The sequence below is a fragment of the Diaphorobacter ruginosibacter genome (assembly GCF_040396215.1).
In the GTDB taxonomy this organism is placed as follows: domain Bacteria; phylum Pseudomonadota; class Gammaproteobacteria; order Burkholderiales; family Burkholderiaceae_C; genus Diaphorobacter_A; species Diaphorobacter_A ruginosibacter_A.
This window is the reverse complement of sequence record NZ_JBEBOW010000001.1, coordinates 44,560-65,296: the sequence shown is the minus strand read 5'-3', so window position 1 is coordinate 65,296 and position 20,737 is coordinate 44,560. Positions and strand designations below refer to the sequence as shown.

The window sequence follows — 20,737 nt, the reverse complement described above, 5'->3', positions numbered from 1 at the left end:
AAATTAATTTGTTGACAAGAAATACAAATTAACTTGTAATTACTCCACTGCCTCTCTTACGAGCAATGGAGTGAAGATGTTCCCTACCGCCTATTCCGCGAAACCAGAATGCCGACAGCACGACGCAGCCAACGACCTGCTGCCCGTCGGTGAACCCACCCTTCAATCCCTCGAAGCTGGATTGATCGCCCTGGCCCATGGCCTCGGCCGCGAACACGCCATGCGCGTGCGCCGCGCAATGAATTGCGTGCTTCTTCAGAGCACAGCGCCCACCACCAATCCCCTGCCACTCGAGGCCTCGCGCCTCGGCCATTCGCTCGACAGCGACAGCCTCGAACAGGCGGACGCAGCATGAGCACGCTCCGCACATTCATTCGCCTCACCAGCATGCGCCGCAAGGAAGGCTTGGTGCTTTCTGCGCGCTGGGCTGCTGGCCTCATCTGGAACAGCTACCAATCCAGCGCTCGCCAAGCGAAGCGCTGATCTCCCCTCGCCTGTCTTTTCATCAACCCTCAGGAGCTCATATGCCCTCGAACAAATACATCATCACCACCCGCACTGGCGATGGGCCGGTCATGGCCGTTGACCTGCGCACGCTGCCGCAAGAAGTCACGCTTTCCATCGTCAATGCGGCGGTTGGCGTGAGCACCTTGTTCCAAGGCGGTGGCATGGGAAGCCTGCCTGACGACGGCCCTGCCGAAGAGGTGCTGGTGGATCTGATGGTCGCAGCGGAAGCGATCGAGCCCTTCATGACGCCGACGACGCCTGGTATCCGTGCAATCCGCAGCAACGAGCTTCTGCACTCCTATTCCGTGATTCGCCACGGAGCGGAAGTGATCGTTCCTGTTCTCGAGATGACCGAGCTTGAGATTGAAGCCACGATCCTTCGCATACACAGTGAAGAGTTGGCGGCCAAGGACCGCATCGAAGCGCTCAAGAGCATCTTGGCGTCTGGCAAATCAGCCGCCGACAAGGTGACCGCATGACCGCGCAATGGCAATGCCTGCACTGCAAGCAGGAGATATCGAACGCCCACACCGGCGGCTGCTGTGATGACTGCTTTTTGGTTGTCATAGGAAAGGGGGATATCGCAATCTGTCAGATTGCCCTGAATCGGAAGCTAATCCTCAAAAACCCCGACCATGTCGCGTTGCAGCAAAAGCACGAGAAGTTCATGGCCGCAGCGAAGGCTCTCTTGGATCACCGTGAGAAGCATCCAAAGGACTATCGACACCGTCCAGAAGGCGCTGCGCTTTTCCTTGAATTCCTCAATCATGCCCCACCCGAGGTACTGAAGGAATTTCACGACAAGGCTGTCGAATGCGACTTCATGCCCGAGACCAAGTTCGTGAACGACGCCGGCGAGCCCGTGTATTCCGCTGAGCAGATTGCCGAGAAATTCGGTGTGCCTGTCGAGCAAGTCGAAAAAGACCTCAGCAGGCTGTTCGGCGAGCAACTCGAAAACAGCAACGTGCACCGCGTGCAGTGAGATCGGCATGACAACAGACAATCAAGCATTCCGCGCACTGTTCACGCTGCCACCGCTGCCGTTGAGTAGCAGCACCGCCCTTACTGTGCCAGAGACGCCAGCGCCCAAGACAGTGACTGGAGACCGCGAACTCGACGCGATTCTGTGGCTGCGTGACTGCATCGAGACCGGCCACCAGGCATTGATTACCCCGGCGCTGGAGGCGTTCAAGCGGGTCACAACCCCAGCCAAGGAGTTGAACGATCGCTACTGCGCGTGGCTGCGCGCAACCAGTGGCGACAACCCTTTCGCGGTCATCTTCGGAGGCTTTGGCTTCGCGGATCTGGAAGGTCTCGCCAAGGACTCCATCAAGAGCAAGGCTCGGCGCGATGAAGCAATGGCCCGCTTCGGTACCGAAGAAGAACTATTCAAGTTGACGCCCGCAGAAGACCTGTGCAAGAAGGCGCTGCGAGGCCTCAAGCGCTCAAAAGACTGGGACGAGTATGACGCCGAGGCGGCAGAAGAACGCTTCGCAAAGCGGCCCGTGCTGGTGCCCCACACACTCAGCGACTGCCTGCATGAGCAGGACTACTGGGACTCGCTCTACTGGCTGCGCAATGAGATAGACATGTACGCCAGCGATGCAGATCCAGCCGCCCGCGCCCATGATGACTACTGCTTCGCCATGCTGGCCAAGATCGCTCCGCGTTCGAAAGAAGAAGCGCTGCAGGTCTACCAGCACCTGAGGGATAAGGACGGACTCGACCGCACGGAGACGCCGGACATCCTGCGCAATCTGATCTCCGGAGGATGGCAATGATCTCCGCGCACATCAAACACACACCAGTGCACGCGCCGGCTGCGGTCGAGAAAATGATCTGCTCAGGCGTGCGCCGCGGGCTGTACGCTGATTTGCAGGCCAAGTGCGTGCATCACTTTCATGACGGTGGCAAAACTCGGATTGCCCTGGCCGCTGAGCGCCTTGTACAGCCCTTCGCGGGACAGGCCCGAATCGCGCGCGACTTGCGACATGCCCCGCGCCTTGGCCACATCACCCAACGCAGCGGCGAGCAGCTCAGGGTCACCATCCTCCAGCACCACGGAGAGGTACTCGGCGCAGTCCTGCTCCGACTTCAGGTAGTCGGTCGCGTCAAACACCGGCAGATCGGCGAGCTTGATTTTCTTGTCCATGGGTCACTCCTTCTTCCCGCCCTCTTCGGGCTCCAAAGTTGCGGCCAATGCTTTGGCGGCGTCGATGTCACGTTGCTGCGAGGACTTGTCGCCTCCGCCCAGCATCACGATCACAACAGCGCCACGCTGCACGTAATACATGCGCCAGCCCGGGCCGAAGAACTCGCGCATTTCGTACACGCCTTCGCCAACGGACTTCACATCGCCGAGATTGCCCAGAGATGCCTTGCGCAGTCTGGCAACCAATCGGCGCTGGGTCATGCCATCACGCAGGCTGCCAAACCATGCATCGAATTGCGGCATTCGGAGAATCGTGTACACGGACGAATTGTAATCCATAGTTCACAAATGCGCATCCGAAGACGAACGCCGGAAAAGGCGAAGCCGGTAAGCGATTGGTCCCGCAAACCGGCTTCTAGATCAAAAAACCATGTGCAATCAAGGAGTCAGATCCATGTCTGAGGTTATCACACGCCCCGCCGCGGGCAAAACGAAGAGCCCGAAAGCCGCACGCCCACACGTGCCGAAGGCACCAAACACCACTACGCAAAACAGTGCTGTCGACGCCGCACTGAAGGACCCTATCGTCATCCTTCAAACACTGCTGGTGCGCGCAACACAGAGCATTCAGGATACTGCGTTCCCGGCCATTCCTGAACTGGATGATGCTGACGCCGTTTTTTCCCATCTACAAGATCCTGCTGGTTATGACCCAATCAAGGGAACGCCAGGAGATATCACTGGCCAGTTGAGGGTGGGACACGGCTTGCTTGACGCGGCCATCTCGCGGATCAATGACTTCGCGGACAACGATGTGGGGGTCGCACTCCATCTCAACATCCTCGCGAGCCAAGCTCGAGCGCTGGCTCATCACGTTCTCGTCGCCTACGACGCCGGCGACATTCATGAATTGCAGCTGCTCACGGACTTCGTGTATCTGGTCGGCATGCACACCAACGCAGCGCGAGCAAAAGACACCACAACGAAACGTACCCCAGCCACGCGTACTGCAAAGCCCGTTGTTGCCCTTACAGCCGAAACACCAACATCGGCGGCGGGCGATGCCGGTACCAGCTTGATGATGGATGCCACGTATCTCATCGATGAAATGGCAAGCGAAATCATCTCCCTGGGAGCGGAGTGTCGAGCTGACAGCGATCACCGCCTGTGGGGGATGCTCAATTGCTATGGGCATAGGATCAGCGATCTGAACGGCATGGTCATGAACCATTTCGACAACGATGGCCTCCCCATGGTTCAAGCCCACAGCAAGATACACGGCTGCACCAAAGCATTCAATCTCGGCAAAGGAGTTCAAGCATGAGCGTCGTCATTCAACAGACGGCGCCAGCACGCCGCGCCACCCGCAAAGCAGCCCTTGTGATCAACGCTGAACCGGAGGTTCCGGAGCGCACTCCCTCCGCACTCAAAGCAGCGTTAGCACGCGTTGCAGACTCGCTCGAGAGAGCAGCAGGTATTGAAGAAGACCACGCCTGGAGCGGCGACTCAGATCGGATTCTGGCGATTGCCGCCTGGGACATCGAACGCCATGGACAAGAGGTCGAAACATCTACGGAGGCCCGACTCTATGGACTGGATGCCGTGGCGCTCATCAAAGCGGCCCGGCTGGTACCAGGCGATGTTGAATCTCCAGAGCGCACCGAGCTTCTCGAACAGGCTGCTCGCGAGCTTTGCTGGATTATCGGCAGTGAATCACCACATTCGGAGTTGATTGATCCCGGGGTCTCGCGCCTAAGCCCTCTCATCACACCCTCCAAGGCGCAGCCGAAAAACTGCCCGGCAGCATTTGCAGCCATGGAACGGATCGACTTTCTGGCCGGCAGCCTTGCTCACTCGAACTCGGTGCTTACGGTACTGGTCGACATGTTCAGCCGCTCTGTCCCAGTCAAAGATCCATTGCGGATTGCGGGCACATTGAAGTACCTGGCCGATTCCCTTGCGGGTGCAGAAGATGCGGTTGAGCAATTGCCTGCCAATATGCTGCCTTCTGCTGCTTGCACGGCCATCTCTCACGCCCGCTCCCTCTCCGAGTTGCTCCACAGTCTGCTGAATGAAGAGCACTTCGATTGCAACTATGCCAACGGCGTATACAGCGACTATTTCAACGCGATCGCTCACGCTGTGCGCTCCGCCATCCAACTCATGGAGGCAAGGAACCATGACTGAGGCACGCACAAAACTAAACCTGCCCACGCGCCGGCCGTCCAGGCAAGTCACTTCGCCCGACGTCACGGTGGAGCGGGTCGACTTTGCAGCATGGTACGAGCGCCACGAGCACTTCCTGAACAGCCTCCTGCACATGTCGGCCCGCGCGGTCCGCAATAGCCAAGCGGAATTCTCGGCGGTCGACGCGAAGCACATCGCCGAGGCATTCGATGCCCTGCGTGCGCATGCCAAGGTCCTGGCCAGGGACAACATACCAATCGTGCTCACGCGCGATGGCAAACGCACCATCCCGTTCGACCAGTTGACCAAGGTCCGGGCCGAGGTCCATGCCCTCCGGTTCGAGCTGAATGAGGCACGGGCCGCCGTCTCTCTGCAGGCAGACCCCATCCCCGCTGTTCGGTCGGGCACTGGCTCGGGCAACGCCCTCGCCGCGCTTCAGTCGCCAGCGGCCACCATACTGAGCTGGTCCCCGAGCCTTCACAACCGCGGGCTCACGCGCAGCTACAAGACGGAATGGCATCGACATGACATGGGGCCCGGCACCAAGCTGTTCACCGAGCAGCAACTGCGCACGGTGGTGGCACAGGCTTTAGGGGCATCGTCGGGAAATACGGAGTCAAAAAATGGCTGAACCAGCAGTTCTGATGGCGCCCGCCAGATTCGTCCGTATCAGGCTCGCGGCCGTGATCATGGGACTCACAGAGAAGGCCATCCGTCGCAAGATTGAGCGCGGCGTGTGGCTCGAGGGTAAGCATTGGCGCCGCGCAGATGGCGGCATCTACATCGACACGAAGGCGGTAGAAAAATGGGTCGAACTGGCACAGGGGTAGAAGCCCGAGATAAGTCCATCCGCGTGAATTTCACGCTTGATGGCGCATGGCAGCGTGTTCGCCTGGGCATCCCACCAACTCCGGTGAACATGCGGCACGCCGAGCGTCTGGTGAAGCAGGTCAATCAGGCCATTGCACGCGGCACCTTCACATGGGAGGAATACTTCCCCGATGCCCCGCAGGCGAAGAAGGCGAAGGCTGCTCACTCTTTCGGCGAATGGTGCGACTTGTGGCTCGCGACCAGAGGGCGCCTGGCCACCAAGACGCTTAATCAGTACCGGAATGCGCTGACGATCTGGAAGGAGATGTTCGGCGCCGAGTCGGCTATCGAGCAACTGACGCACGCCAAGGTGGCAGCCAAGATCGGGAGCACACCGTGGAAGTCTGCCAAGCTGCTCAACAACTACCTGATCACGCTGCGCGGCGTATTCGCCTTGGCCGGGCGCGACCTCAAGGTCGACGATCCCATGGATGGCATCGAGAACAGCAAGCACCAAAAGCCACAGCCGGATCCGCTCACCTTCGACGAGATGGAAGAGGTTCTCGCCCACATGCAAAAGCATTGCGATCCGCGGATGTGGGCCTACTTCGAAGTTGCGTTCTTCACCGGCATGCGACCGGAGGAGCTGATCGGACTGCGTTGGGGAGATGTGGATTGGAACAACCAGACGATCCGCGTTGAACGGGCTCGGACGGCCGGCGAATTGAAGCCGCTCAAAACGTACAACGCCCGGGACGTGGATCTGGTCAGCCGGGCATTGACCGCGCTTCACTCCATGAAGTCCTGGACGATGATGGGCGGCATGGAAGCCGAGATCTTCCAGAACGTGGAGACGAACAGACCGCTTCACGACGAACGCAGTCAGCGGGACCACTTCTGGACTCCGACATTGCGAAAATTGGGGATTCGCCACCGCCGGGCCTATCAGACCCGACACACCTACGCCACGAACTCGCTGGCGGCCGGAGCGAACCCTGCCTATATTGCCCGGCAAATGGGCCACAAGAACGCCAAGATGTTCTTCACGGTCTACGCGAAGTGGATCGACGGTGCTGATCGAGGGCGGGAGAAAGCGAAAGTGGAGGCGATGCTCGGGAATGAAAACAGCCGGAAGAAGGCCGGAAATCTCCCATAAATCTCCCGGACGATGAAGCCGGAAATAAGAAAGCCTTCCAGACCGTTGATCTAGAAGGCTTTTACCAATGGTTAGTTGGTAGGCGCGATTGGACTCGAACCAACGACCCCCACCATGTCAAGGTGGTGCTCTAACCAGCTGAGCTACGCGCCTGTTGTCTGTTCGAGAAGCTGGAATTGTAGCAGCAAAAATTTCCCATTTTCCGAATTTCGAGATTTTTTCAATCTTCCCGAAATTCCTGCCACTGGAAAAGCGTGCTGCAACGCCTTGCTTCTTCCAAGCCTTTGATTATGACATATTTTCAGCGCCTTCTTGCCGAGCGTACGCCATGCACGCAGGCAACCTGGCCGAGCACCTTGTTCAAACGGCCCGAGTCAGAGACTTCAACGGTGAAGGTCATCCAGGCCGTTCCCTTGACCGATTGGGTCTGGACTCCGATGACGTTGGTCTTTTCCCGCGCGAAGACTTCCGAGATGTCTCGTAGCAGGCCCTGGCGATCGTGCGCTTCCACGGCAACGTCCACTGGATAGACCGCGCTTTCCTTTTGCGGCTTGGGAGCGCCCCATTCGACTTCGATGACGCGTTCCGCGTTGCGCGCGGCCATTTCCCTGAAATTGCTGCAGTCGGAGCGGTGCACGCTCACGCCTTTGCCCCGGGTGACGAAGCCGCGGATTTCGTCTGGCGGCGCGGGCTTGCAGCATTTGGCCAGTTGCGTCATGAGCGAATCGATGCCGACCACCAGCACGCCGCCCTTCGAGCCTGCGTCGCTTGCGCGGCTGCGGCGGGTGCGGTTGAGGTCTTCCTCTGTGAGCTCGGCGGGGGCCGGAGCCGGCCTGAGCAGCATTTCGATGGAGCGCAGCGAGAGTTCGTCCTTGCCGACCACCTCGAACAATGCGTCCGCCGATTTCAGGCCCAGTTGCGCGGCCAGATCATCGTGCTTCATCGATGTCTTGCCTTCACGCTGCAGGAGTTTTTCTACCGCTTCCCTGCCCTTGGCAATCGTCTCGTGCGTGGCCTGCGCATTGAACCAGGCACGCACCTTTGCGCGTGCACGGTTGCTTGTGAGGTAGCCAAGCTCCGGGTTGAGCCAGTCGCGGGAGGGACGGCCTTCCTTCACCGTGGTGATCTCGACGGTCTGGCCGTTTTCAAGCGGCGTGTTCAACGTCACCATGTTGCCGTCCACCTTGGCGCCTCGGCAGCGATGCCCGACGTTGGTGTGCACGGCGTAGGCGAAGTCCACCGGGGTCGCTCCGCGCGGAAGTTCGATCACCGCGGCGTCCGGGGTCAGCACATAGATGCGGTCATCGAACAGGCCGCTGCGGCTGACCGCGCCGGTCATGTCGCGCTCCCATGCGAGCAATTGGCGCAGCACCGCGATCTTCGCGTCGTATTCGCTGCTCGCGGACACGCCCGCATAGCCCTTGGTGCCTGCCTCCTTGTACGCCCAGTGCGCAGCCACGCCGCTTTCCGCATGGTCATCCATGGCTTGTGTGCGGATCTGGATTTCGATGGCCTTGCCCGCCTCGTCGCGCACCACGGTGTGCAGGGACTGATAGCCGTTGGGCTTGGGGCGCGCGATGTAGTCGTCGAACTCCGCCTCTATCGGCTGGAAGTGCGAATGCACCCAGGACAGCGCGGCGTAGCAATCCTTCACGCTCGGCACGATGACACGCAGCGCGCGGATGTCGAATACCTGGTCGAAGTTGAGCGACTTGCCGCGCATCTTCTTGACGATGCTGTAGATGTGCTTGGGCCGGCCCTTGACCGTCGCGCTGATGCTTCGCGCGCGCAACTCGGATTCGAGCCGTCCCCGCAACTGCTCCATGTAGAGCTCGCGCTCCGCGCGTTTTTCGTCGAGCAGGCGGGCGATTTCCTTGTAGGTGTCCGGCTCCAAAAAGCGGAACGACAGGTCTTCCAGCTCCCACTTGATCTGCCAGATTCCCAGGCGGTTGGCCAGCGGCGCGAAGACCTGCAGCGCCTCGCGCGCCATCCCGGGCGACACGGGCCGCTTCGTGGCGGCGTAAAAGCGCAGCGTCTGAAGGCGCGAGGCAAGCCGCAGCAGCACCACCCGCAGATCCTTGGAGAACGCCAGCAGCATCTTGCGCACGTTCTCCGTCTGCGTGGCGACGTCATCCACCTGATGGCCCGCGACCTGGGCGGCGCGCGCCTGTTCCTGCACGCGCATGAGCTTGGTGGTTTCGCAGGCCAGATCGGCGAAGTTCTCACCGAAAGCCTTGGTGATGACCTCTTCCGGCTTGTTCAGATGGGTCGATGCATAGACCAGGTACACCGCGGCCTGAAGCGTCTCCGAGCTGCCGATGTGCTTGAGGATGGATGCCACCGCGTCGGCATGGGCGAGCGTGTTCTCGCCGGTCTCCAGCACTTCGCCCGTGAGCAATGGGATCGCGAAAGCCCGTACCTTCTCAAGCGATCCCACATGTTCTGGCGCAACCTCGGAGGTGGCCGAAATCAGTTGCGGAATGGCATCCGCGGAGGATGCGGCAGAGCCCGGCACTGCTCCTCCGCCTTCATTGAGGGACGTGCCGATTGCACTGGTTTTCATGGACTCTCCGATCAGTTCCGCTGTTTGCCGCTATTCGTTGCTAGTCACCGCACAGGAACCGCTCGACCACACTGCCCTGCTCCGGTGCCACCAATGTGGGGGCGTGTCCGACAAATTCAAACTCCCTGAGTTGCGCGCGCGGGCCTGTCTGCGTCATGCGCTGCGCCGTCTGTCTGGACAGCAGGTCGGATTGCGCGCCGCGCAGCAGCAGCACGCGCGCGGTGATCTGTTCATAGAGCTTCCACAGATAGCGCTCGCCGCCCTCGGCCGCCTCTTCTGTCATCTTGCGCATGGGCGCCGCGATGCCCGGGTCGTAATGCAGGCGCCAGCGTTCATGCGCCGCGCGGCTCACCATGGGCCGGGAGAGCTCAAGCCATTCTTCACTGGAATGCGGGCCGAAACCCTGCGAGATCCGGCGAAGTTCATCGGCCGCCGCCTGTATCGAATCGAATCGCAGCGGCCTGCCAAGATAGGAGCCGATGCGCCGCAGCGCATCCCATTGCACCGAGGGCCCCACGTCATTGAGCACCAGGGAATGCACCGGCACGGGCAACGGCAGTTCCTTCTGGCCCGCGACCACCATGCCGATGATGCCGCCCATGCTGGTGCCCACCCAGTCGAGCTGCGTGATCGGCGCCCGTGCATGCAGTTGCTCGATGAGCGCCAGCATGTCGCCCACGTAAGCGGGAATCTGATAGCCCCTGGGATCGGCCAGCCAGTCGCTCTGACCACGCCCCACGACATCGGGGCAGACCACGCGCGCATGGCGACTCATGCGCCGCGCGAATACATCGAAATCACGACCCTGGCGTGAAAGACCATGCACGCACATGAGCACGTGCGGATGCTGGGGATTTCCCGTATCGTTCCATTCCCAATAGGCCATGCGGTGTCCTGCGGCATCCATGGGGCTGGTGGCCGGCAGGCCGGGACAAGGTACGTAATTCAGCGTAGGTTCAATCATGGGAATCAGCTTTGTCTCTTGCCCTCGATAATGTTTGCATCGTAATTGATTTGGAGAGACTTTTATGCTCAATGACAAGACGGCGCTCGTCACCGGTTCCACCAGCGGCATTGGACTGGGCATCGCCAAGGCCCTGGCCCGCCAGGGCGCGAACATCGTGCTCAACGGCTTCGGGGATGTCGACGGTTCGCGCGCCGCGGTGCTCGAAGCAGGCAAGGCCCACAACGTCAAGGTGGCCTACCACGGCGCGGACATGAGCCGCCCCGCGGAAATCGAGGACATGATGAAGTACGCTGGCGGGCAGTTCGGCCATGTCGACATCCTGGTGAACAACGCCGGTATCCAGCACGTGGCGCCGGTGCAGGACTTCCCGGTCGAGAAATGGGATTCGATCATCGCCATCAACCTGTCGAGCGCGTTCCACACCACGCGCCTGGCGCTGCCGGCCATGCAGGCGGCCAAGTGGGGCCGCATCATCAACATCGCATCGGTGCACGGCCTCGTCGGGTCCGCGCAGAAGGCGGCCTATGTCGCGGCCAAGCACGGCATCGTCGGGCTGACCAAGGTGACCGCGCTGGAAAACGCCGCCATCGGCGTGACCTGCAACGCCATCTGTCCGGGCTGGGTGCTCACGCCGCTGGTGCAAAAACAGATCGATGCCAAGGCAGCGGAGCAAGGCATTTCGGTGGCCGAGGCCCAAAAGCAGCTGCTGAGCGAGAAAGAGCCATCGCTGCGCTTCACCACGCCCGAGGAGCTGGGCGAGCTGGCGGTGTTCTTCTGCTCGCCCGCGGGCAGCAATATCTGCGGCGTCGCCTGGAACATGGACGGCGGCTGGGCTGCGCAATAAGAGCTGCTAACACGACCCAGCAAACCGAAGGTTTGCGATCGAGACGAGGCGCGAAGCCGCAGGCAGTACAAGCGTACGACAAGGCGAAGCAACGACGTATCGAGGGTTGTGTTAACGGCTCTAAACAGGGCCGGCGCGGCGGCTCTCCCGAAGAATCCTCCGCGCCCTGAAAACAGGAAGTCCCCGTGCCACCTCAATGGCGGCCGGGGACTGCTATCGGATGACGGCCTATCTATTCATTCATAGGAGCCCGCATCCGATACTCGCCACGCCATTGTGACGCTTCCGCGCAGAAAAACAACCGTGCACGGCAACATGGCGGCTCTTCGGCTGCGGCCGGTCACCGCATTTGAACCGTTCCGGACACGACGACTTCGACGCGCGTCTTGCCCGCTTCCACCGGCAGGGGCGCGTCCGACTTCATCATGGAGACGCCCGCGTTGGCCATGCGCGGCATCGCAAAGGAATTCTGGTCATTCACCGCAACCTCGCGCAGGGTGTAGCCAGAGAACCCGAAACTCCTGGCGATCTCCAGGGCCCGGGTCTTGAACGCCTCGATCGCCTTGGCCTGCGCCTCGCCCTCGACGCGGCTGCGCGCTTCCTGCGACAGATCGAACTGCATCGACCCGACGCTCATGCTCTGCAGTTCCCCCACCGCCGAGCCGATGCGCGCGAAGTCACGGCCCTCGACGATGAGATCGGCCCGCCCCTGCCAGCCCGAGATCTTTCCGTCGCGGTTATGGCGCGGGAAAAGCGAGAAGTCGCCGGAGCGCACGTCCATCTGCCCGGGCTGGGCATTGCGCTTGGCCTGGGTGAGCGCGGCATCCAGCGCCTGCTTGAGCTGCGCCTGCACGGAAGCCGCATCCGCCGCCTCCTTGGTGGTGGAAAGGCGCACCACGAGAAGATCCTGCTGCACCTCCACCGAGCCCTTTGCAGAGAGTTGCAGCACGTTCTGCGCAGCGCCAGCGGTTGCACTCCCGTTTTGAGCAAGAACCGATCCGGCGCACAGCAATGCGGCGGTCGCCGCCATGGTTTTTACAGTCAGCTTTGGCATATCACCTTTCACGAATCAATGGGTACGCAATACATGACAAACCGTATTCAAACCTCCGTATGAACAAATGGAGTGTCTCTTGTGTAAAGGGCTGCGACGCGGTAGGCGTTTTCAAGCAATATTTGTAACATTGGGTCAGAACCGAGGAAAAAATCAAACATTCCCGGCGCAAGGTAGTCAGAATCGGCTCTGTTACAAATTGGACTGAGGAAAGTTATGGTCACAACAACCAATCGTACCGACAAAGTTCTCGTGGTTGATGACGACGCCCGCATCCGCGACCTGCTGCGCCGTTATCTTACTCAGGAAGGGTTCGAGGTGATGGTTGCCGAAGATGGCAAGGCTCTCAACCGCATCCTGCTTCGGGAGACAGTGGACCTGATCGTGCTCGACCTGATGATGCCCGGGGAAGACGGCCTGTCCATTTGCCGCCGCCTGCGCGCGGCCAACGACCGCACACCCATCATCATGCTCACCGCCAAGGGCGAGGATGTCGATCGCATCGTCGGACTGGAAGTCGGCGCGGACGACTACCTCGGCAAGCCTTTCAACCCACGCGAACTGCTGGCGCGCATTCACGCCGTGCTGCGCCGCCGCCCTCCGCAGGAAGCGCCTGGCGCACCCTCGGGCGACAATGAAGTCGTGACCTTCGGTCCCTTCACCTTCGACCTGGGCACGCGCGCCCTACAGAAGAATGGAGAAGAACTGCCGCTCACCACGGGCGAATTCGCCATGCTGAAGGCGCTGGTGCGTCATCCGCGCCAACCGCTGTCGCGTGAAAAGCTGGCGCTGCTGGCGCGTGGCCGCGAATTCGAGCCATTCGACCGCAGCCTGGACGTGCAGATCTCGCGCCTGCGCAAACTGGTGGAGGTGGACGCCGCAGCGCCCCGGTACATCCAGACCGTCTGGGGAGTGGGCTATGTGTTCGTTCCGGACGGGACGAGCTGAGCCGCCTGGCAAGCCGATGCCCGGGGCCGCAACCCGGCCGCGCCGGTTTCATCACCGTGCCCGGACAGAGCGATCCGCTCATGGCACGGCTTTCGCAGCCCCTGCATGCAGCGCATGAGGATATCCCTGCACGACAGGCGCGAATCAGGGCGCCGCGGCCTTTCCGTGCCGGCACCCTGCGCGTTCAACCCCTAGAGATTGCGGCCTTCAATGAGTGCCAATCGCCAAGAGCGCGTCTATCCCGACGCCACTAGCCCCGCGCCGCTGGAGGCGCCCAGCAAGCGCCCCGCGCCTCCGCGCCCAAGGGTGGGCCTGAATCTTTTCTGGCGCACCTTCTTCCTGCTGGCCCTGCTGCTGGTGGGGAGCATTCTCACGTGGCTGCAGACGCTGCGCGCGCTGGAGCTGGAGCCCCGTACGCTGCAAACCGCGCAGCAGATCGCCTCGCTGGTCAACCTGAGCCGTGCGGCGCTCGTGCATGCCGACGCCATCGCACGCGTCTCGCTGATCAAGACCATGGCCGACCAGGAGGGCGTGCGCATCCTGCCACGCGAGCCCGGCGACAAATTCGAGCATCTCCCCCAGTCGGCGCTGGGAGCGCGGCTGACCGAAGAGCTCACCCGCCGGCTGGGCCCCGGCACCATCCTGGCGAGCAGCGTCAACAACGAGGCGGGGCTCTGGGTCGGTTTCACCATCAACGGCGACCCCAACTGGCTGCTCATGGACCGCTCGCGCCTGTCAGCCGCCAGCGGCAAGACCTGGCTGATCTGGCTGATCACGGCGGGCGCGCTGTCGCTCGCGGGCGCCGCCGTGATAGCGCGGCTGATCAACCGGCCGCTCAAGCAGCTCTCGTATGCCGCCAACAGGGTCAAGGATGGCGACTTCGCCGCCAGCCAGCTCGACGAGGAGGCCGTGACCAGCGAAATCCGCGAGGTGAACATCGGCTTCAACCGCATGGCGCAAAAACTGGCCAAACTCGAACAGGACCGCGCCGTGATGCTCGCTGGAATTTCGCACGACCTGCGCACTCCGCTTGCCCGGCTACGCCTGGAAACCGAGATGAGCGTGAGCGACGATGTCGCCCGCGAGCACATGGTGGCCGACATCGTGCAGCTCGACGCCACGATCGACAAATTCCTCGACTATGCACGGCCCGACGCGGTGACCCTCACGCCGGTCAATCTCTACGGCGTGGTCTCATCCTGCGTGTATGCGGTGCAGGACCACAGGGAGCTGCAGATCAGCATGTCGGTTCCGGACAACCTGAACGTCCTGGTCGATGAAATCGAGCTGGCCCGCGTGATCTCCAACCTGCTGGAAAACGCACGCCGCTATGGCAAGAACAAGGAGACTGGCGTGACGAACGTGGATATCAGCGCCAAGCCCTGGGACAAATGGGTGCTGATCAAGCTACGCGACCATGGCAAGGGCGTGCCGCCCGAGCAGCTCGCCAATCTGACCAAGCCATTTTTCCGTAGCGACTCCGCGCGCACCGCTGCGGCTGGCGCGGGCCTGGGACTGGCCATCGTGGACAAGACCGTGCAGCGCATGGGCGGAATCTTCGCACTGGCCAACGCGGCCTCGGGCGGGCTGGTTGCGCACATCCAGCTGCAACGCGTGGCCGAGTTGCCTGACGGCGCGGATCACAAGCAGCGGCTGCAGCGCCCCCAGGTCAAAAGGCACCTGCCGCCCCGGCCTGGAGAGGAAGCCCGCAGCGATTCGCAGGCCGCGCCGCTGCGCAAGGACTGAGGCTCAGGCTGGCTGGAAGAAAGAAGGTCCCCGCCAGCCGCACCGGCAGCCGGGTCAGGCCCTGAACAGCAGCGCGGCAGCCCGCGCCTCGATGGCCAGCCCCTGCCCCACGGGCCCCATCCGCTCCGCCGTCTTGGCCTTCACGTTGACCTGCCCGGCGCTCAAACCCAAGGTCTGCGCTATGCACTCGCACATCGATGCGATGTGCGGGGCGAGCCGCGGAGCCTGGGCGATCACGGTGCTGTCCACATTCCCGATCTCATACCCTGCGTCGCGAACCCGCCTTGCGGCCTCGGCCAGGAGCGCCATCGAATTCGCGCCCTTGAACTGTGGATCGTGATCGGGGAAATGCCTGCCGATATCGCCCAGCGCGGCCGCGCCAAGCAGCGCATCGGTGATCGCATGCAGCAGCACGTCGGCATCGGAATGTCCGAGCAGGCCCGCCACATGCGGCACTTGCACGCCGCCGATGATCAGCTGGCGGCCCGGCACGAGCGCGTGAACATCCCAGCCTTCGCCGATGCGAAACGGGGGAAATCTGGAGTCGGTTGTCGCCATATCTTTTCTACGGGATTCAGGATGCGGAGCCGGATTGCCCGCGCTGCAGAAGAACCGCTTCCGCCAGCGCGAAATCCTCGGGATAGGTCACTTTGAAATTCTGCGCGCTGCCGGGAACGAGCAAGGGCTTCAGCCCCTGCGCCTCGATGGCGCTGGCTTCATCCGTGATTCCGGCGAAGCCGCTTTGCGCGTGTCTTGCAAGCGCCTCATGCAGAGCGCCGGCGCGAAACATCTGCGGTGTCTGCGCCAGCCATTTGTCGCCGCGCGCAATGGTCTGCGTCGCGCGGCCGTCGACCGACAGCTTCAGCGTGTCCGGCAGCGGCAGCGCAAGCAGACCGCCCACCGCGTCCTGCAGGCACGCGTCGATGAGTGCGTCGATCTGCGCGGGCGACACCAGGCAGCGCGCCGCGTCATGCACCAGAATCCAGTCGCCGGGCCGCACATCCCCAACGTCCAGCAGATGCGTGAGGCCGTTGAACACGGAGTCCGCCCGCGTCGCTCCGCCCTTTTCAATCACGTTCCAGTACGCGCCGGGCCGGCGCAGGGTCTCGTCGCCAGCGGCCACCACCACGTTCACGCTCGCGATGCGCGCCACGCCCGCAAAGGCCGCCAGCGTGTGCTCGACCAACAATCTGCCGGCCAGCGGCTGATATTGCTTGGGCTGCGCCGTGCCGGCTCGCGCGCCCACGCCCGCGCTCGGCAGCAGCGCATGGCAGCGCACGCCTGCGGCATCCGCCCGGATTTGTATTTCTTGCATGTTGGCGGCGATTGTAGAAGCTCTACCGACGCCGCCGCGCGTGGCGAACGTACCGCCGCGCCCAGAAGACACCACGCGCACGCGTGGCGCATGGCATCCGTAAAATATAGGGTTCCCCGCCGCACGCGCCGCGGGGTTTTGTCGTTTCTCCCTGTTTATCGCGCTGGCGCGCAAGATCGATCTGCCACCATGGATTTGCCCAAACTCACGCCCGGAAAACGCTTTGCCATGCCCCGCCCCGCCGGTTCGGCAGATGCGCTGCTGCTCGCGAAACTGGCCGAGCGCGAGAAAGCCGGCAAACGCATCGTCGCCATCGTCACGGCGGATGCGTCGGACGCCCGGCGGCTCATCGACGAGATGGCGTTCTTCGCTCCGGCCTTGCGCTGCTCGCTCTTTCCCGACTGGGAAACACTGCCCTACGACACCTTCTCCCCGCACCAGGACCTGATCAGCGAGCGCCTTGCCACGCTCTGGAGCATCTCCCAGGGCGAAGCCGATGTGGTGCTGGTGCCGGCCACCACGGCGCTGTATCGCGTTGCGCCGCCGGCGTTCCTGGCTGGCTACACCTTTCACTTCAAGACCGGCCAGAAGCTCGACGAATCCCGGCTGCGCGCGCAGCTCACGCTGGCGGGCTATTCGCACGTGTCACAGGTCGTCAGCCATGGCGAATACGCGGTGCGCGGAGGGCTGATCGACCTGTTTCCGATGGGCTCGCACGTTCCGTATCGCGTCGATCTGTTCGACGACGAGATCGATTCGATACGCACCTTCGACCCCGACACGCAGCGCAGCCTGTACCCGGTGCCGGAAGTGCGCCTGCTGCCGGGGCGCGAGTTCCCGATGGACGACGAGGCGCGCGCCAAGTTCCGCCACCGCTGGCGCGAGATGCTCGAGGGCGACCCCACCAAGAGCCGTATCTACAAGGACATGGGCAACGGCGTCGCCACCGCCGGCATCGAGTATTACCTGCCCCTGTTCTTCGACGAAACCGCCACGGTGTTCGACTATCTGGGAGGCGATTCGACCGTCGTGCTGCATGGCGATCTGGAGGCCTCGTTTCACCGTTTCTGGCAGGACACCAGGGAGCGCTTCCGGCTGGTGCAGGGCGATCCGGAACGCCCCGTGCTGCCGCCCGAGGCATTGTTCCTGAACGCCGAGCAGTTCTATACCTGCGCCAGGGAACATGCCCAGCTCGCGCTGCGCCCGGGTGTCGAGGACGTCGCGGACAATGCGCACTTCCAGAAGCTCGACGATCTCGGCGTCATCCGCGGCGCGGAGGACCCGCTGGCCAAGCTGCATGCGCACATACTGTCCACGCGGCATCGCGTTCTGCTGCTTGCCGAAAGCGATGGCCGCCGGGAAAGCCTGCTGGATTTCCTGCGCGCCTCGAGGCTCGACCCACCGGCTTTCGACTCGCTGCAGGAGTTCCAGGACGCCGCCGATGAAAAGGTCGGTATCGCCACGGCCAACCTGTTCAACGGCTTCAACTGGGTCGAGGGCGGCATCGATTTCGTCACCGAGACCGAGCTGTTCGCCGGTACGTCGACTTCGCGCAGGCGCCGCAAGCAGGAGCAGGTCAGCGACGTCGATGCGCTGATCAAGGATCTCTCCGAGCTCAAGGTGGGCGACCCGGTGGTGCACAGCGCGCACGGCATCGGCCGCTATCTCGGACTGATCAACATGGACATCGGCCAGAAGAACCCGGACGGCAGCCCCGCGATGCAGGAATTCCTGCACCTGGAATATGCCGACAAGGCCGCGCTCTACGTGCCCGTCAGCCAGTTGCACCTGATCAGCCGCTACACCGGTGTTTCCTCCGACGAGGCGCCGCTGCACAAGCTGGGCAGCGGACAGTGGGAAAAGGCCAAGCGCAAGGCCGCCGAACAGGTCCGCGACTCCGCCGCGGAGCTGCTCAACATCTACGCACGCCGCGCGGCGCGCCAGGGTTATGCATTCCGCTTCAATGCGCAGGATTACGAGCAGTTCGCCAATGATTTCGGATTCGAGGAAACAGCCGACCAGAAGGCCGCCATCCACGCCGTCATCCAGGACATGATCAGTCCCCGTCCCATGGACCGGCTGGTCTGCGGCGACGTGGGTTTCGGCAAGACCGAGGTGGCGTTGCGGGCCGCCTTCGTCGCGGCCATGGGCGGCAAGCAGGTGGCGCTTCTGGCGCCCACCACGCTGCTGGCGGAGCAGCATTTCCAGACCCTGGTGGACCGCTTTTCCAAGTGGCCCATCAAGGTGGCGGAAGTCTCGCGCTTTCGCTCCGGCAAGGAGATCACCGCGGCCGTCAAGGGTATCGCAGAAGGCACGATCGACATCGTGGTCGGCACGCACAAGCTGCTCTCGGAATCCACCCGCTTCAAGAATCTCGGGCTGCTCATCATCGATGAGGAGCACCGCTTCGGCGTGCGCCACAAGGAGGCGATGAAGGCCATGCGCGCCGAGGTGGATGTGCTGACCCTCACCGCCACGCCGATTCCGCGCACCATGGGCATGGCGCTGGAGGGGCTGCGCGATCTGTCGGTGATCGCCACAGCCCCGCAGCGGCGCCTGGCCATCAAGACCTTTGTGCGCAACGAGGGCACGGGCGTGATTCGCGAAGCCGTGCTGCGCGAGCTCAAGCGCGGCGGTCAGATCTACTTCCTGCACAACGAGGTCGAGACCATAGAGAACCGCAAGCAAAAGCTGGAGGAAATCCTGCCCGAGGCCCGCATCGCCGTGGCCCACGGCCAGATGCCCGAGCGCGAGCTCGAACGCGTGATGCGCGACTTCGTGGCCCAGCGCTACAACATCCTGCTGTGCTCGACCATCATCGAGACCGGCATCGACGTGCCGACCGCCAACACCATCCTCATCAGCCGTGCCGACAAGTTCGGCCTCGCGCAGTTGCACCAGTTGCGTGGGCGCGTGGGCCGCTCGCACCACCAGGCCTATGCCTACCTGATGGTGCCGGAGATCGACGGGCTCACCAAGCAGGCCGCGCAGCGCCTGGACGCCATCCAGCAGATGGAGGAACTCGGCTCGGGTTTCTATCTTGCGATGCACGACCTGGAGATCCGCGGCGCTGGCGAAGTGCTGGGCGAAAACCAGAGCGGCAACATGATGGAGATCGGCTTTCAGCTCTACAACGAGATGCTCTGCGAAGCCGTCGCTTCGCTCAAGGCGGGCAAGGAGCCCGACCTGCTGTCGCCGCTGTCCGTCACCACCGACATCAACCTGCATTCGCCCGCCTTGCTGCCCGACGACTATTGCGGCGACGTGCACCTGCGCCTGTCGTTCTACAAGAAACTGGCGACCGCCAAGACGACGGACCAAATCGATGCGCTGCTCGAAGAGATCGTGGACCGCTTTGGCAAACTGCCCGCGCAGACGCAGACGCTGATCGACGTGCACCGCCTGCGCGTGATGAGCCAGCCTTATGGCGTCATCAAGGTGGATGCCGCGCCGGGCATCATCAACATCACCTTCAAGCCGCAGCCGCCGGTCGATCCGATGAACATCATTCAGCTCGTCCAGAAGAACAAGCACGTCAAGCTGGCCGGCAACGACAAGCTGCGCATCGAGCGGGAATTGCCCGACCCCAAGGATCGCGCGCATCTGGTGCGCGACATCCTGCGCAGCCTCGGAAAACCGACCACGGCCGCCGTGGCCTGAGATAGAGTGGCGGCATCATGTTCGAATTGGAAACCGCCATCAGCCTGATCGCATTGGCCGTTGCGCTGTGGCTCAGGCCCTGGCGCATGCTGGCCTCCACGACACGGCGCACCGCGCAGGGGCCGCAGCGCAAGATCTCGCCGCTGATCACGCCGCTGCTGGCGGGCCTGGTGCTCCTGCCCTGGTTCTGGGCGCTGCCCACGCTGGTCCACATGCCCTTGCCGCTGCAGCTCTCGGGAGCCTGCCTGCTGGTACTTACCTTGGGCTGGCCGCTGGCCATCCCCTCGTTCTGGCTGATCGGACTGGCAGCCGCGCTGCTCTCCCCGGCCATGCGGTGGGAAGCCGCCATGAGCGCCATCACCTGGCTTGGCGTGGTGCCGGCGACACTGGCGCTGCTGCTGGGCGCGGCCATCCGCCGACTCACCGGCACGCGCATGTTTGTCTACGTGCTGGGCAGAGCCTTTCTCGGCACGGTGGCGTGCATGTTCATCTCGGGCGCACTGGCCCAGGTCACCGGCCACGCCATCGCCGCGCAGATCGACGAGGGCCTGTCCATGGTGGCCCGCTGGCTCATGGCCTGGAGCGATGGGCTGCTCACCGGCATGCTGACCGCCATATTCGTCGCCTTCAAGCCCGAATGGCTGGCGACATGGTCGGATCTGCTGTACCTGCCCAAGCCTCCGTCAGACAATCCATCGCGCTGACCGCGCCGCGCAGCCTGCGGCAGGCCCGACGCACCCTCTCCTCGCAGAGCCTGCCGTGGATTGATGCAGCGCAACATGTAATTCCCCTTCTGGAATCATAGTCTTTCATCCGATCCACCTGTAA

The 20,737-nt window shown here is 62.6% G+C and carries 22 protein-coding genes and 1 tRNA gene; 15 read left to right on the top strand and 8 right to left on the bottom strand.

What is annotated here, in order from left to right; genetic code table 11:
* The first annotated feature begins 76 nt into the window (after positions 1–76).
* From ABWP92_RS00345 to ABWP92_RS00325, 5 genes are read left to right on the top strand one after another with little or no spacing between them, the layout of a single operon-like run.
* Complete coding sequence (locus ABWP92_RS00345) at positions 77–355, top strand: hypothetical protein (protein WP_353233344.1); 279 nt, start codon at positions 77–79, stop codon at positions 353–355.
* Positions 352–483 carry a hypothetical protein gene (locus ABWP92_RS00340; protein ID WP_353233343.1) on the top strand — a complete coding sequence of 44 codons (132 nt, stop codon included), beginning with the start codon at positions 352–354 and terminating at the stop codon, positions 481–483. The genes ABWP92_RS00345 and ABWP92_RS00340 overlap by 4 nt, the downstream gene beginning before the upstream one ends.
* Positions 484–524: 41 nt before the next feature.
* Complete coding sequence (locus ABWP92_RS00335; protein WP_353233342.1) at positions 525–986, top strand: hypothetical protein; 462 nt, start codon at positions 525–527, stop codon at positions 984–986.
* Positions 983–1,489 carry a hypothetical protein gene (locus tag ABWP92_RS00330; protein ID WP_353233341.1) on the top strand — a complete coding sequence of 169 codons (507 nt, stop codon included), beginning with the start codon at positions 983–985 and terminating at the stop codon, positions 1,487–1,489. The genes ABWP92_RS00335 and ABWP92_RS00330 overlap by 4 nt, the downstream gene beginning before the upstream one ends.
* A 7-nt stretch (positions 1,490–1,496) precedes the next feature.
* Positions 1,497–2,288 carry a hypothetical protein gene (locus ABWP92_RS00325; RefSeq protein ID WP_353233340.1) on the top strand — a complete coding sequence of 264 codons (792 nt, stop codon included), beginning with the start codon at positions 1,497–1,499 and terminating at the stop codon, positions 2,286–2,288.
* Positions 2,289–2,350: 62 nt separating this feature from the next.
* Here the strand turns inward: ABWP92_RS00325 and ABWP92_RS00320 are convergent, their stop codons facing one another.
* A complete protein-coding gene (locus tag ABWP92_RS00320) occupies positions 2,351–2,659 on the bottom strand; it encodes an addiction module antidote protein (RefSeq protein ID WP_353233339.1) in 309 nt (102 codons plus the stop codon).
* A gap of 3 nt (positions 2,660–2,662) precedes the next feature.
* On the bottom strand, positions 2,663–2,980 hold the full coding sequence (locus ABWP92_RS00315; protein WP_353233338.1) for a type II toxin-antitoxin system RelE/ParE family toxin: 318 nt from the start codon (positions 2,978–2,980) through the stop codon (positions 2,663–2,665).
* Positions 2,981–3,113: 133 nt separating this feature from the next.
* Here ABWP92_RS00315 and ABWP92_RS00310 point away from each other — a divergent pair, with 133 nt between their 5' ends.
* Genes ABWP92_RS00310 through ABWP92_RS00290 form a run of 5 tightly spaced genes read left to right on the top strand, consistent with a single transcriptional unit; the run spans position 3,114 to position 6,812 of the window.
* Positions 3,114–3,983 (top strand): hypothetical protein, encoded by an 870-nt coding sequence (locus ABWP92_RS00310; RefSeq protein WP_353233337.1) that lies wholly within the window; start codon positions 3,114–3,116, stop codon positions 3,981–3,983.
* Positions 3,980–4,846 (top strand): hypothetical protein, encoded by an 867-nt coding sequence (locus ABWP92_RS00305; protein WP_353233336.1) that lies wholly within the window; start codon positions 3,980–3,982, stop codon positions 4,844–4,846. The genes ABWP92_RS00310 and ABWP92_RS00305 overlap by 4 nt, the downstream gene beginning before the upstream one ends.
* The gene (locus tag ABWP92_RS00300; protein ID WP_353233335.1) at positions 4,839–5,477 is read left to right on the top strand and encodes a hypothetical protein; all 639 of its coding nucleotides are present in this window, start codon (positions 4,839–4,841) and stop codon (positions 5,475–5,477) included. Before ABWP92_RS00305 ends, ABWP92_RS00300 begins: the two co-directional genes overlap by 8 nt.
* Positions 5,470–5,676 (top strand): excisionase family protein, encoded by a 207-nt coding sequence (gene xisR / locus ABWP92_RS00295; protein WP_353233334.1) that lies wholly within the window; start codon positions 5,470–5,472, stop codon positions 5,674–5,676. Before ABWP92_RS00300 ends, xisR begins: the two co-directional genes overlap by 8 nt.
* 23 nt (positions 5,677–5,699) lie before the next feature.
* The gene (locus tag ABWP92_RS00290) at positions 5,700–6,812 is read left to right on the top strand and encodes a tyrosine-type recombinase/integrase (protein WP_353233333.1); all 1,113 of its coding nucleotides are present in this window, start codon (positions 5,700–5,702) and stop codon (positions 6,810–6,812) included.
* A 76-nt stretch (positions 6,813–6,888) separates the two neighbouring features.
* Here ABWP92_RS00290 and ABWP92_RS00285 read toward each other — a convergent pair.
* The 3 genes from ABWP92_RS00285 to ABWP92_RS00275 form a co-directional block, all read right to left on the bottom strand.
* Positions 6,889–6,965: transfer RNA gene (locus tag ABWP92_RS00285), tRNA-Val, on the bottom strand.
* 148 nt (positions 6,966–7,113) lie between these two features.
* Positions 7,114–9,375, bottom strand: a complete 2,262-nt coding sequence (locus tag ABWP92_RS00280; protein WP_353233332.1) for a RelA/SpoT family protein — start codon at positions 9,373–9,375, stop codon at positions 7,114–7,116.
* Positions 9,376–9,415: 40 nt separating this feature from the next.
* Positions 9,416–10,339, bottom strand: coding sequence for an alpha/beta fold hydrolase (locus tag ABWP92_RS00275; RefSeq protein WP_353233331.1), 924 nt, complete (start codon positions 10,337–10,339; stop codon positions 9,416–9,418).
* A gap of 64 nt (positions 10,340–10,403) precedes the next feature.
* On the opposite strand from ABWP92_RS00275, the gene ABWP92_RS00270 reads away from it, so the two are divergent.
* Positions 10,404–11,186: a 3-hydroxybutyrate dehydrogenase gene (locus ABWP92_RS00270; RefSeq protein WP_353233330.1), complete on the top strand. Its 783-nt coding sequence runs from the start codon at positions 10,404–10,406 to the stop codon at positions 11,184–11,186.
* A 340-nt stretch (positions 11,187–11,526) separates the two neighbouring features.
* Here the strand turns inward: ABWP92_RS00270 and ABWP92_RS00265 are convergent, their stop codons facing one another.
* A complete protein-coding gene (locus ABWP92_RS00265; RefSeq protein WP_353233329.1) occupies positions 11,527–12,240 on the bottom strand; it encodes an SIMPL domain-containing protein in 714 nt (237 codons plus the stop codon).
* A 216-nt stretch (positions 12,241–12,456) separates the two neighbouring features.
* Here ABWP92_RS00265 and ompR point away from each other — a divergent pair, with 216 nt between their 5' ends.
* Together ompR and ABWP92_RS00255 are read left to right on the top strand one after the other, a co-directional pair.
* Positions 12,457–13,188 (top strand): osmolarity response regulator transcription factor OmpR, encoded by a 732-nt coding sequence (ompR, locus tag ABWP92_RS00260; RefSeq protein WP_353233328.1) that lies wholly within the window; start codon positions 12,457–12,459, stop codon positions 13,186–13,188.
* Between the two features lie 210 nt (positions 13,189–13,398).
* Positions 13,399–14,934: a sensor histidine kinase family protein gene (locus tag ABWP92_RS00255; protein WP_353233327.1), complete on the top strand. Its 1,536-nt coding sequence runs from the start codon at positions 13,399–13,401 to the stop codon at positions 14,932–14,934.
* A 54-nt stretch (positions 14,935–14,988) separates the two neighbouring features.
* Here the strand turns inward: ABWP92_RS00255 and ispF are convergent, their stop codons facing one another.
* Positions 14,989–15,492 carry a 2-C-methyl-D-erythritol 2,4-cyclodiphosphate synthase gene (gene ispF, locus ABWP92_RS00250; protein ID WP_353233326.1) on the bottom strand — a complete coding sequence of 168 codons (504 nt, stop codon included), beginning with the start codon at positions 15,490–15,492 and terminating at the stop codon, positions 14,989–14,991.
* A 16-nt stretch (positions 15,493–15,508) separates the two neighbouring features.
* Complete coding sequence (ispD, locus tag ABWP92_RS00245) at positions 15,509–16,249, bottom strand: 2-C-methyl-D-erythritol 4-phosphate cytidylyltransferase (RefSeq protein WP_353233325.1); 741 nt, start codon at positions 16,247–16,249, stop codon at positions 15,509–15,511.
* Positions 16,250–16,438: 189 nt separating this feature from the next.
* On the opposite strand from ispD, the gene mfd reads away from it, so the two are divergent.
* Together mfd and ABWP92_RS00235 are read left to right on the top strand one after the other, a co-directional pair.
* The gene (mfd, locus tag ABWP92_RS00240) at positions 16,439–19,909 is read left to right on the top strand and encodes a transcription-repair coupling factor (RefSeq protein WP_353233324.1); all 3,471 of its coding nucleotides are present in this window, start codon (positions 16,439–16,441) and stop codon (positions 19,907–19,909) included.
* 17 nt (positions 19,910–19,926) lie between these two features.
* Positions 19,927–20,613, top strand: a complete 687-nt coding sequence (locus ABWP92_RS00235) for a hypothetical protein (RefSeq protein WP_353233323.1) — start codon at positions 19,927–19,929, stop codon at positions 20,611–20,613.
* The last annotated feature ends 124 nt before the right edge of the window (positions 20,614–20,737 follow it).

What these genes read in the sequence shown, in the direction of transcription:
- ABWP92_RS00320 (WP_353233339.1), bottom strand. Translation starts at nt 2,659, where the DNA reads ATGGACAAGAAAATCAAGCTCGCCGATCTGCCGGTGTTTGACGCGACC.
- ABWP92_RS00325 (WP_353233340.1), top strand. Translation starts at nt 1,497, where the DNA reads ATGACAACAGACAATCAAGCATTCCGCGCACTGTTCACGCTGCCACCG.
- ABWP92_RS00275 (WP_353233331.1), bottom strand. Translation starts at nt 10,339, where the DNA reads ATGATTGAACCTACGCTGAATTACGTACCTTGTCCCGGCCTGCCGGCC.
- ABWP92_RS00300 (WP_353233335.1), top strand. Translation starts at nt 4,839, where the DNA reads ATGACTGAGGCACGCACAAAACTAAACCTGCCCACGCGCCGGCCGTCC.
- ABWP92_RS00270 (WP_353233330.1), top strand. Translation starts at nt 10,404, where the DNA reads ATGCTCAATGACAAGACGGCGCTCGTCACCGGTTCCACCAGCGGCATT.
- ABWP92_RS00340 (WP_353233343.1), top strand. Translation starts at nt 352, where the DNA reads ATGAGCACGCTCCGCACATTCATTCGCCTCACCAGCATGCGCCGCAAG.
- ABWP92_RS00335 (WP_353233342.1), top strand. Translation starts at nt 525, where the DNA reads ATGCCCTCGAACAAATACATCATCACCACCCGCACTGGCGATGGGCCG.
- ispF (WP_353233326.1), bottom strand. Translation starts at nt 15,492, where the DNA reads ATGGCGACAACCGACTCCAGATTTCCCCCGTTTCGCATCGGCGAAGGC.
- ABWP92_RS00330 (WP_353233341.1), top strand. Translation starts at nt 983, where the DNA reads ATGACCGCGCAATGGCAATGCCTGCACTGCAAGCAGGAGATATCGAAC.
- ABWP92_RS00305 (WP_353233336.1), top strand. Translation starts at nt 3,980, where the DNA reads ATGAGCGTCGTCATTCAACAGACGGCGCCAGCACGCCGCGCCACCCGC.
- ABWP92_RS00310 (WP_353233337.1), top strand. Translation starts at nt 3,114, where the DNA reads ATGTCTGAGGTTATCACACGCCCCGCCGCGGGCAAAACGAAGAGCCCG.
- ABWP92_RS00345 (WP_353233344.1), top strand. Translation starts at nt 77, where the DNA reads ATGTTCCCTACCGCCTATTCCGCGAAACCAGAATGCCGACAGCACGAC.
- ABWP92_RS00280 (WP_353233332.1), bottom strand. Translation starts at nt 9,375, where the DNA reads ATGAAAACCAGTGCAATCGGCACGTCCCTCAATGAAGGCGGAGGAGCA.
- ABWP92_RS00235 (WP_353233323.1), top strand. Translation starts at nt 19,927, where the DNA reads ATGTTCGAATTGGAAACCGCCATCAGCCTGATCGCATTGGCCGTTGCG.
- ispD (WP_353233325.1), bottom strand. Translation starts at nt 16,249, where the DNA reads ATGCAAGAAATACAAATCCGGGCGGATGCCGCAGGCGTGCGCTGCCAT.
- xisR (WP_353233334.1), top strand. Translation starts at nt 5,470, where the DNA reads ATGGCTGAACCAGCAGTTCTGATGGCGCCCGCCAGATTCGTCCGTATC.
- ABWP92_RS00265 (WP_353233329.1), bottom strand. Translation starts at nt 12,240, where the DNA reads ATGCCAAAGCTGACTGTAAAAACCATGGCGGCGACCGCCGCATTGCTG.
- ABWP92_RS00255 (WP_353233327.1), top strand. Translation starts at nt 13,399, where the DNA reads ATGAGTGCCAATCGCCAAGAGCGCGTCTATCCCGACGCCACTAGCCCC.
- ompR (WP_353233328.1), top strand. Translation starts at nt 12,457, where the DNA reads ATGGTCACAACAACCAATCGTACCGACAAAGTTCTCGTGGTTGATGAC.
- mfd (WP_353233324.1), top strand. Translation starts at nt 16,439, where the DNA reads ATGGATTTGCCCAAACTCACGCCCGGAAAACGCTTTGCCATGCCCCGC.